Here is a 9136-nt window from a genome sequence, read left to right as displayed (position 1 = left end):
CCTGGTTCTTCCAGCACTGGTTTTGCCGTTCTTGACAAGCTTGTGGCCGCATACACCACAACGCGGCCGATTTCTAGCACCATGGACCATACATGCTTTCAAAGCATGTACACAGCGCTAAAACCCCTGACACACCGAACAAAAACCAACACCACGTACACACAATCCGGGCATCAACCCCTTTTTTGTGGCCCAACCGCTGGGCTCCTTCGTTGGCGTCGGATGATCAGCGGCCGTAATGGTATCGACAGGCGGCAATCCGAATCTCGTCGCCAACAACCTTGTAGACCAATCGATGCTCGTCGGTGATCCGCCGCGACCAGTAGCCGGATAGCCCGTGCTTCAGCGCCTCGGGTTTGCCAATGCCCTCATTGTCGTTCCTGGCAATGTCTTTAATGAGCCGGTTGATGCGCTTGAGTATTCGACGATCTTCTGTCTGCCACCACAGATAGTCCTCCCAGGCACCCTCATCCCAGACAAGGATCACTTCTCAGTCCTCGACGAGGTCATGCTGAGTTCCGCGACCGTGTTCGAGATTATCGATTGAGTCGAGGAGACGTCGAGCATTGGAGGGAGAGCGTAGTAGATAGGCGGTCTCTCTCAGAGATTCGTAGTCGGCGAGTGAGACGATCACGACCGGTTCGTGTCCGGCACGGGTGATGATCGTTTCCTCACGGTCGTCGACAACGTCGTTCAACACCTGGGCGTAGTTTGCGCGAGAATCGGTGTAACTCATCGTCTTCATAGCTCACCTCCTGTACGTAAAACTGTACTTTATGAGAAGCTCGATGGCAAGACTACGGTGCTCAGCGATCTACGCGTTGCTGCTGCTTGCATGTCTGGTAACGACTTGCGAGATTGCTCGGACGATGCTTTAGCGCGATAGCGCGTTGCTGACTGGGTTCGAGAAGGCTTTGAGGTCGTCACAGGTATCGGCGCGGGCAGCCTGATCCACGGCTGTATTGGTTTAAGCGACACGTTGATGCCGGTCAGTGTCAAATATGAGCGTTAGCTCGCCGGAGTCGATGTCGAGTTCTTCTTTTGCTCCCTCATTTCGGGCGTTGAGCGCCTCGTAACGTATGGTCATCTGCATGGTGTCGGTCTCTGTTTCTTGGCGTGATGCCGAGGCTGGAGATCTGCCGGTGCAAGTCGGAAGTGGTATCGGTGCGTGAAAACGAAAGACGAGTCACTTCGCCGCTACTCTCGATAAATCAGGAGACGACTAGCTGATCCGTCAAATGCTTACCGAAAAAACCATAGGTCAAAATCGTCGATGCCTTGGACGCCGTCTTCGCAGAGGTCTGCTTCGCGAGGCGAGCCATATTTGTCAACTCCAACTCGTCAAGTAGCCTTGTGTATCTATGAGCGTTTTTCCTGTTGTCGTGAGATAATGAAGCTGTTTGCTTCGCCTCAAAAGGTCTCCAACATCCGATGAACTGCTCACATATTGAAGGTGCGAAACGAATTGGGGAACCCTCCGGGCGAGAACTACAGGTTTGGACAATCTGGAGCATATTTTGGAGAATCAAGGCAACAAGGCCACTGACACCACCGAGTTCGGTCGAATTTGCTGCGCTCTTTACCTCCGGAACAAGCCTTGCAAGAACCAGAAGGCGTTCCGCGATAGGCTTCTTGAATCCATGAGTGGTACCTATTCTCTCGAAAAGAAATATGCGGTAAAGATAGTCAATGGGCGAGAACCACTTTCCTACGTAATAGGAAAACAATTCCTAATCCAACTAACAAAGCGGATTCCATGACTTTTGCCCGTAATTGTTCTCAAAAACAGGTAGCGAACGGCAATTCCATTCATGTTGAATTCATTCGCGCTGCAGGAGAATTAGGTTTAGCAAGCGAAATCACGATTGAAACAGATCCGTTCCTGGCGGCACAGGCCGATTCTATAGATGGCACTATCCATGCCCCTGAAGGGAGTAAGACACATGACTAAGGCAGCTAGAAAGCAAAAAGAAGTCACTCTTGAACAAGTCTTGTGGAACTGCCGTGTTGCGCTGCGCTCGGTGGGTTCTACTGAGAAGAACCGTGATGCTGTCATAGGGCTGGCGTTCCTGAAGTTCGCTGGTGATAAGTTCACCAAGCAACGCGAAGCAATCAAGGAAGAGTATGGCGATATTCCTGAATTTCTAGAAGACCCCTCCTTCTACAACGCTGAAAACGTTTTCTATCTCGAACCTACAGCCCGCTGGGAGCACCTGGTCAAAAATGCTGGAGCCAACGACATTGCCGTGATCCTAGATCAGGCCATGGCCGATATCGAGGACAAGAACCCATCATTGAAGGGGGCTTTACCGCAGAACCTCTATGCCGCACTGGGGACAGGTTCTGCCCAGCTGAAAGCGCTCATTGATGAAGTGGGCAAGCTCGACAGCAAGTATTTCCAAGTTGAGGATCTGATTGGACGGGTCTATGAGTACTTCCTTCGCGCTTATGCGGCTGCGGGCACGAAGGAAGATGGCGAATTCTATACACCCGCATCCATTGTGAAACTCATAGCCGAAATGATTGAGCCATACTCGGGCACCGTCTATGATCCCTGCTGCGGCAGCGGTGGCATGTTCGTACAGTCAATGAAGTTTGTTGACGCGCACCACGGCAATCGCAAAGATGTTTCGATACTCGGCCAGGAATCCAATCCCGATACCTGGCGTTTATGCAAAATGAACTTGGCGATTCGAGGCATCGGCACGAACATCGGTCCGAAGAACGCATCTACCTTCACCGAGGATCTGCACCGCGACCGCAAGGTAGATTTCATCATGGCGAATCCTCCATTCAATTTGAAAAACTGGCGCGGAGAAGACGAACTCACGAAAGACCCGCGCTTTGCAGGCTTCGCGATGCCTCCAGTGGCAAACGCAAACTACGCTTGGATACTGCACATGGTCTCGAAACTGGACGTGAGTCATGGAATCGCCGGATTCCTTCTCGCCAATGGCGCATTGAATGCTGACGGCGTTGAGTATCAAATCCGTAAGGAGCTCATTGAGCGCGACCTGGTAGAAGCCATCATCGTATTGCCGCGAGATATGTTCTACACCACTGATATCTCAGTAACGCTGTGGATCATTAACCGCAATAAGAAAGGCGGCGAATGGCACGGCCGCACCTTGCGTGACCGCAGTGATGAGATCCTGTTCATCGATTTGCGCACATGGAACAACCACATCGACGAAATCCAGATAGAGAAGGGTAAGAAAAAGAAGAAGGTCGCCTTCACTGATGACCATATCGCCGACGTAAAAGCCCTCTACGCTTCATGGCAGAGCGTCGACGGCGGCTATAGGGATATACCGGAACTTTGTAAATCAGCCAGTTTTGGCGGCGAGGACGGCATACGCGCCAATGACTACTCGCTCGCGCCCAGCAAATACGTCGAGTTTATCGATCACGACCTCGAAATTGACTATGCCACAGAGATGAACCGCATCCAGGGCGAAATGCGGAAACTACTCGCCCAGGAAAAACAATCCCAGGCTCAACTCGTAGCCGCGTTCAAAGGAATCGGCTATGGGATTGAGTAAATTAGGTGCGTATATACGCTTACACGATGAACGCAATACTTCAAATGAAATCAAAAAAGTATTAGGAGTCAGCGTCCATAAAGAATTTCGAGAACCGACAGCGAAGGTAGACAGAAATAACCTTCATAATTACAAAATTGTGAGACCAGGTTGTTTTACTAGTGTTCAAACAACAAACAACGAAAAAGTTTTTGCCTTTGCGTATAACGACTTAGGTGAGCCAATTGTTGTTTCATCGGTAAATCTCGTTTTTTCAGTAGATGAACGAAAAATTCATCCAAGATGGCTTCAAGTGTATTTCAATAGGTCCGAGTTTGATCGGTATGCGCGATTTAACTCATGGGGCTCGGCTCGTGAAACGTTCACCTGGGACGATATATGTGATATCGATATCGACTTGCCGCCTATTGAGATCCAGCAGAACTACGTGGACATTTACAATGCCATGCTCGCCAATCAGAAAGCCTACGAACGCACGCTCGATGACCTGCAAGTCACGGCGGCGGGTCTGTTAGAGAAATTCAAAACAGACACGCCAAGAGAGCCTTTAGGTGCCCTGACACGAGAAGTTGATGACCGAAATGCAGACCTCGCAATTTCCGAGGTTAATGGGGTGAAAAAGGAAAAACTGTTTATGCCGTCAGTTGCGAGCGGCGCTGACCTTAGTAAGTACAAGCTGGTGAAGCGACATCAGTTTGCTTGCAATCTAATGCACGTCGGGCGAGATGTGGCTGTACCAATAGCGATGAATACAGGAGAACAAGCAATTATTGTTTCTCCTGCATATATGGTGTTTGAGGTAAATACCGACGACTTGATTCCTGAGTTTTTACTCTCGTGGCTTTCACGTGCTGAAACAGATCGCTATGCCTGGTTTATGAGTGATACCAATGTGCGCAGTGGTATGGAAAAGAAACGATTCTTAGAGATTGACGTTCCAATTCCGGAGAAAAAGCAGCAGGAAGCGCTCGTAGAGATTTCCGCGACGCTTATGGAACGTCGAGCATATGTCGACCAGTTGAAAGAACAGATTAGGAATCTATGCCCGGTGTTGATTAAAGGATCTTTGGATGAAGCAGCGCGTGAGGAGGTGTTGACGTGAACGGTTACGACATGGATTTGGAGTTTGTGAGGGGACGTTTCACTGAGGCTGAGCTGGAGTCGGCGATTATAGAGATTTTTGCTGACCAAGGCCATGAGGACCAACGCTATGAGTACGTGTGTGGCGAGGAGATGCATCGTCCATTCGATGAAGTTCTCATTCGTGATGATCTTGAGGCCTTTTTGCGTGCCCGATATTTGCACGAACAGTTTACCGATACTGAGTTCCGCAAAATTATCAATCGCCTCGAGCTGTCGAGCGCGCCGAGTCTATATGAAACGAATCGTGATGCGTTCCGGCTGGTGACGGAAGGTTTTGATTTTGCTCGCGATGACGTATCGAAGATAGCAGTACACGTTGACTTCATTGATTTTGAGCATCCGGAACATAACCTTTTTAAGGTTGTGAATCAGTATTCGGTGCAAGGCGAGCGGTTGCGGCGGCCGGACTTACTTGTGTTCATCAATGGTATTCCGGTGGCGATCTTTGAATTCAAAACGGCAATCGAGGAAAACACCACCATTCATGATTCGTGGGAGCAGGTGACAATCCGCTACACCCGCGATATCCCGAACCTGCTCAAATACTGCTTCCTAGCGGTGATCAGTGATGGAGCGAACAATAAGCTCGGTAGTATTTTCACGCCGTATGAGTATTTCTATTCGTGGAACAAAGCAAACGAGCTAGACAAAGTATCGAACGGTATTTCGTCACTGCTTACATTGATCACTGGTGCATTTGCGCCTGACAGATTATTGGCAATCTTGCGGGATTTCGTTCTGTACCCAGACGAAACGGAGACGGCTACGGCGATTGTGTGTCGCTATCCGCAGTTCTTCGCGGCGAACAATATGTTGGCATCGATCAGAGATCATATGCGCCCGCGTGGGAACGGTAAAGGCGGCGTGTATTTCGGAGCAACCGGCTCAGGCAAGACCTATACGATGGTTTACTTGGCTCGCTTGTTGATGCTTCGTGACCCGGAAACTTTCCGTAATCCGACAGTGATTGTGATTGTGGATCGTGAGGATTTGGATTCGCAGACTTCGAAAGTGTTTGTGAACGCGAAGAAGTTTTTACACGAAGATGATGTGCGCTCCATTGAGTCACGTGAAGACCTCAAGACGACCCTAGAGAACAAACCCAGTGGCGGCGTGTATGTCATTACGATACAAAAGTTCTCTGAATCTGTGGGGTTGCTGTCAAATCGCAGCAATATCATTTGTATCTCGGACGAAGCGCACCGCACGCAAACCGGGGTCGAAGCGAAGCTGAAGACCACCGATGAGGGTGTTTTCACTACGTATGGGTTCGCTAAATATCTGCGTGATAGTTTCCCGAACGCCACCTATTGTGGTTTCACCGGTACACCGATTGACGAGACTGTGGCGGTGTTTGGTGACATTGTGGATGCCTACACTATGAAAGAATCCAGCGATGACGGCATTACCGTGCGTATCGCCTATGAGCCACGTCTTGCCCGGGTGATTGTCTCGGAGGAGAAGGCTAAAGAAATTCAGAGCTACTACGACCAGGCAGCCGAACAGGGCGCTACTGAGGAGGCAATTGAGGAAAGTCAGCGGGAGATGAGCGCAATGAAGGTCATCGTTGGTGACCCGACGCGTTTACAGATGCTGGCAGCTGACTTGGTGGCACATTATGAGCGTCTGGTTTCAGAAAAGCCGGGTGTGGTGCAAAAAGCGATGGTGGTGTGCATCGATCGCCAGATTGCGTATAGCCTCACTCAAGAAATCATTCGCCAACGCCCTGAGTGGGGCGAGGCGCGCAAGGCTGCGAACGAAAGTGATCTTACGAAGGAAGAGCTTGATGATTTAGTGGCTCTTCCAATGGTGAATCTCGTGGCCACGCAGGGGGCGAATGATCCGAAGCCATTATTCGATGCTGCTGGCACGAAAGAGTATCGCAAGATGCTTGATGCTCAATTTAAGAACAATAACTCGAACTTCCGTATCGCTGTTGTGGTTGATATGTGGATTACTGGCTTCGACGTGCCGTCATTGACCGTGATGTATATCGACAAGCCACTGCAACGACATACCTTGGTTCAAACCATTTCCCGCGTTAATCGAGTCTTTGAAGGAAAAGATAAAGGACTCGTGGTGGATTACATCGGCATCAAGAAGCAAATGATGCAAGCCCTCAAACAATACGGTGAAGAACAAGAAAGCCCTGTGGACGAAATCGATGTGTCCGTCAGTGTTTTCCGTAACCAGTTAGCGCTGCTAGATGATTTGTTCATCGGCTTCGACGCGTCAAAGTACTACCAAGGTTCACCACTTGAACGACTGCTATGCCTCAACAAGGCAGCTGAATTTATCCAGCGTTCTGCTGATCTGCAGAAACGTTTTATGGCCATTTCGAAGAGAATGAAGAAGGCCTACGAAATAACGGTTCCTACTGGGGAACTCGCAGATGTCGAAATCATGCATGCCCAGTTCTATATGGCTGTCCGCTCTATTGTGTATAAGCAGACGAAGGGAGACGCACCTGATGCGGAAACCATGAATCGAGTGGTGGAGAAGATGGTGCAAGAAGCAATCTCCACCACTGGAGTGGAATCCATCATCGATGAGGCGAAGACTATTGACATCTTTAGCGACGAAGTAATCGAGCAGTTGAAGACTGTGAAGATGCCAATCACCAAGTTTAATGCCCTTCTGAAACTACTCAGACAGGCAATTAGCCAGTATCGCAAGACGAACAAGGTCAAGGCCGTGCAGTTTGATGAACGGTTGAAGGCCGTCGTGGAACGCTATAATGACCGCGATAATCTGCTATTCACATCCGAGGTAGTGGACGATTTCATCGACGACCTTTCCAACCGATTAATCGGTCTTTTGCATGAGCTACAAGAAGATCAGAATTCGTTTGCCGAGCTTGGTATCACGTATGAGGAAAAAGCATTCTATGACATCCTCGTGAAGGTGCGTGACGATCACGGGTTCGACTATCCCGACGAAAAATGCTTACCACTAGCCAAAGCGATCAAGGAATTGGTCGATGATAAGTCACGTTACGCTGACTGGGCCAGCCGCAACGATATCAAAAGTAGCTTGAAACGCGACTTGACGGTGTTGCTCTACAAGAACGGATACCCGCCACAGTGGAATAAAGAAGTCTTCGAGCAAGTAATGGAGCAAGCAGAGAACTTCAAGAATAACGAAGGTTGATATTGATAGTCGTCGAGCAGTCAGGAGGACGAAGAAGGCAGAGGGCCTAACCCTGACACTGGATGAGGCTGATAATAAAGCTATCCTCACCGAGCTGAATATTCCTTAGTGGTTACTTGATTAACTGCTCAGCAGTTGAGGAAGTCTAATCTAGCGTTGTAACGGTTATCCCAATCACTCCGACCTGCGGGCGTTCGCTAAGTGAAACATCGAGCAACACGTACTTTCTCAAGCGCAGCTACAAAGCCACATTGCTCAAGCGATAGCGTATTGTATCGAGCTTGATGCCAGTGTCCAGCTGAAAAACTCTATCGCCGGTAATCTGAATATGCTTGACTAAATCACGTTGCACGTCTTTGTCGAGGAAAACTGGGCGCCCCGCGCGGCGGAAACAACTACGTTATCTGGCCGCAAAATTAAGCGGCAAAAGGCGCTAGGCGGTCACCAGCGGCATCGTCACGGCATACTGCGCAGCGTCGTAGCAGTGCGTCGCGTACTCGACGATCCGCCCCGTTTCGTCATACGACGTTCGCTTCATGGTGACGAGGGCAGCCGACGAATCAACGTGCAGAATCTCCGCCTCATAGTCAGAGGCATTCTTCGCTCCGATCTGCTGATAGCCCGACTGGAGGTGGACACCAGACTGGGCCAGGCAATGGTAGAAGCCGTCACGTGCCAAGTCAGTCAGCGACGGGGCAATGTCAGAGGGCACGTAGTTCTGCATCAAGGCAAGGCGAGAGTTATCGAGCCACCGCAAACGCTCGAAGAACACAATTTCCGTCCCCTCATCGCACTCGAGTTTCTTACTGATGTCTTCATCAGCAAAACGCACCTCGTAGCGCAGGACTTCCGTGCGGGTAGTGTGGCCGGCTTTGATGAGGTCCTCGTTCAAACTCGACAGCTTCACCTGGCGTTGAACCGGGCTGGGGGAGACCCGCGTTCCGACACCGCGACGTCGCGACAGTAGCCCCTTCGTTACCAGATCCTGGAATGCGCGTCGAACCGTCGGGCGAGAGATCTGCAAGCGGTTCGCCAGTGACACCTCGTCCTCGATTGCCTGGCCGGGCAGGATCTCACCCTTGGTGATCATGCGTTCCAGTGGTACAGAGATCTGCTGGTGCAGAGCAATCGGCGAGTCACGATTAATGGTGATTTCGAGGATGAAGGGCTCGTCGAGGTGTTCCTCGTCTGACTTGGTAGTTGTCATGTCAATCTCCCACTGCCTGTTGGCGTGTTCTCGCGGTAAAGGTACTCATCAGCCACGATGGTGAAGGATCATTAGCCAGGGTCCACGTCATGTT

General features: G+C 50.3%; 7 protein-coding genes. 4 read left to right on the top strand and 3 right to left on the bottom strand.

All coding sequences use genetic code 11. From position 1 onward, the window contains the following. Nucleotides 1-226: 226 nt before the first annotated feature. Nucleotides 227-487, bottom strand: coding sequence for a Txe/YoeB family addiction module toxin (locus tag QP093_RS01815; RefSeq protein WP_285014316.1), 261 nt, complete (start codon nt 485-487; stop codon nt 227-229). 3 nt (nt 488-490) lie between these two features. Continuing rightward, on the bottom strand, nt 491-745 hold the full coding sequence (locus QP093_RS01810) for a type II toxin-antitoxin system Phd/YefM family antitoxin (protein WP_285014315.1): 255 nt from the start codon (nt 743-745) through the stop codon (nt 491-493). Between the two features lie 1011 nt (nt 746-1756). Here QP093_RS01810 and QP093_RS01805 point away from each other — a divergent pair. From QP093_RS01805 to QP093_RS01790, 4 genes are read left to right on the top strand one after another with little or no spacing between them, the layout of a single operon-like run. Next, nucleotides 1757-1951, top strand: coding sequence for a hypothetical protein (locus QP093_RS01805; protein ID WP_285014314.1), 195 nt, complete (start codon nt 1757-1759; stop codon nt 1949-1951). Next, on the top strand, nt 1944-3542 hold the full coding sequence (locus QP093_RS01800; protein ID WP_285014313.1) for an N-6 DNA methylase: 1599 nt from the start codon (nt 1944-1946) through the stop codon (nt 3540-3542). The genes QP093_RS01805 and QP093_RS01800 overlap by 8 nt, the downstream gene beginning before the upstream one ends. Then, nucleotides 3529-4644, top strand: a complete 1116-nt coding sequence (locus QP093_RS01795) for a restriction endonuclease subunit S (RefSeq protein ID WP_285014312.1) — start codon at nt 3529-3531, stop codon at nt 4642-4644. Before QP093_RS01800 ends, QP093_RS01795 begins: the two co-directional genes overlap by 14 nt. Further along, complete coding sequence (locus tag QP093_RS01790) at nt 4641-7835, top strand: type I restriction endonuclease subunit R (RefSeq protein ID WP_285014311.1); 3195 nt, start codon at nt 4641-4643, stop codon at nt 7833-7835. The genes QP093_RS01795 and QP093_RS01790 overlap by 4 nt, the downstream gene beginning before the upstream one ends. 433 nt (nt 7836-8268) lie before the next feature. Here QP093_RS01790 and QP093_RS01785 read toward each other — a convergent pair whose 3' ends face one another. Then, a complete protein-coding gene (locus QP093_RS01785) occupies nt 8269-9042 on the bottom strand; it encodes a GntR family transcriptional regulator (RefSeq protein WP_285014310.1) in 774 nt (257 codons plus the stop codon). Nucleotides 9043-9136: the final 94 nt, after the last annotated feature.

This window comes from Pauljensenia sp. UMB10120 (assembly GCF_030212035.1).
Taxonomy (GTDB): Bacteria; Actinomycetota; Actinomycetes; order Actinomycetales; family Actinomycetaceae; genus Pauljensenia; species Pauljensenia radingae_A.
This window is presented reverse-complemented; position numbering and strand designations above follow the sequence as displayed.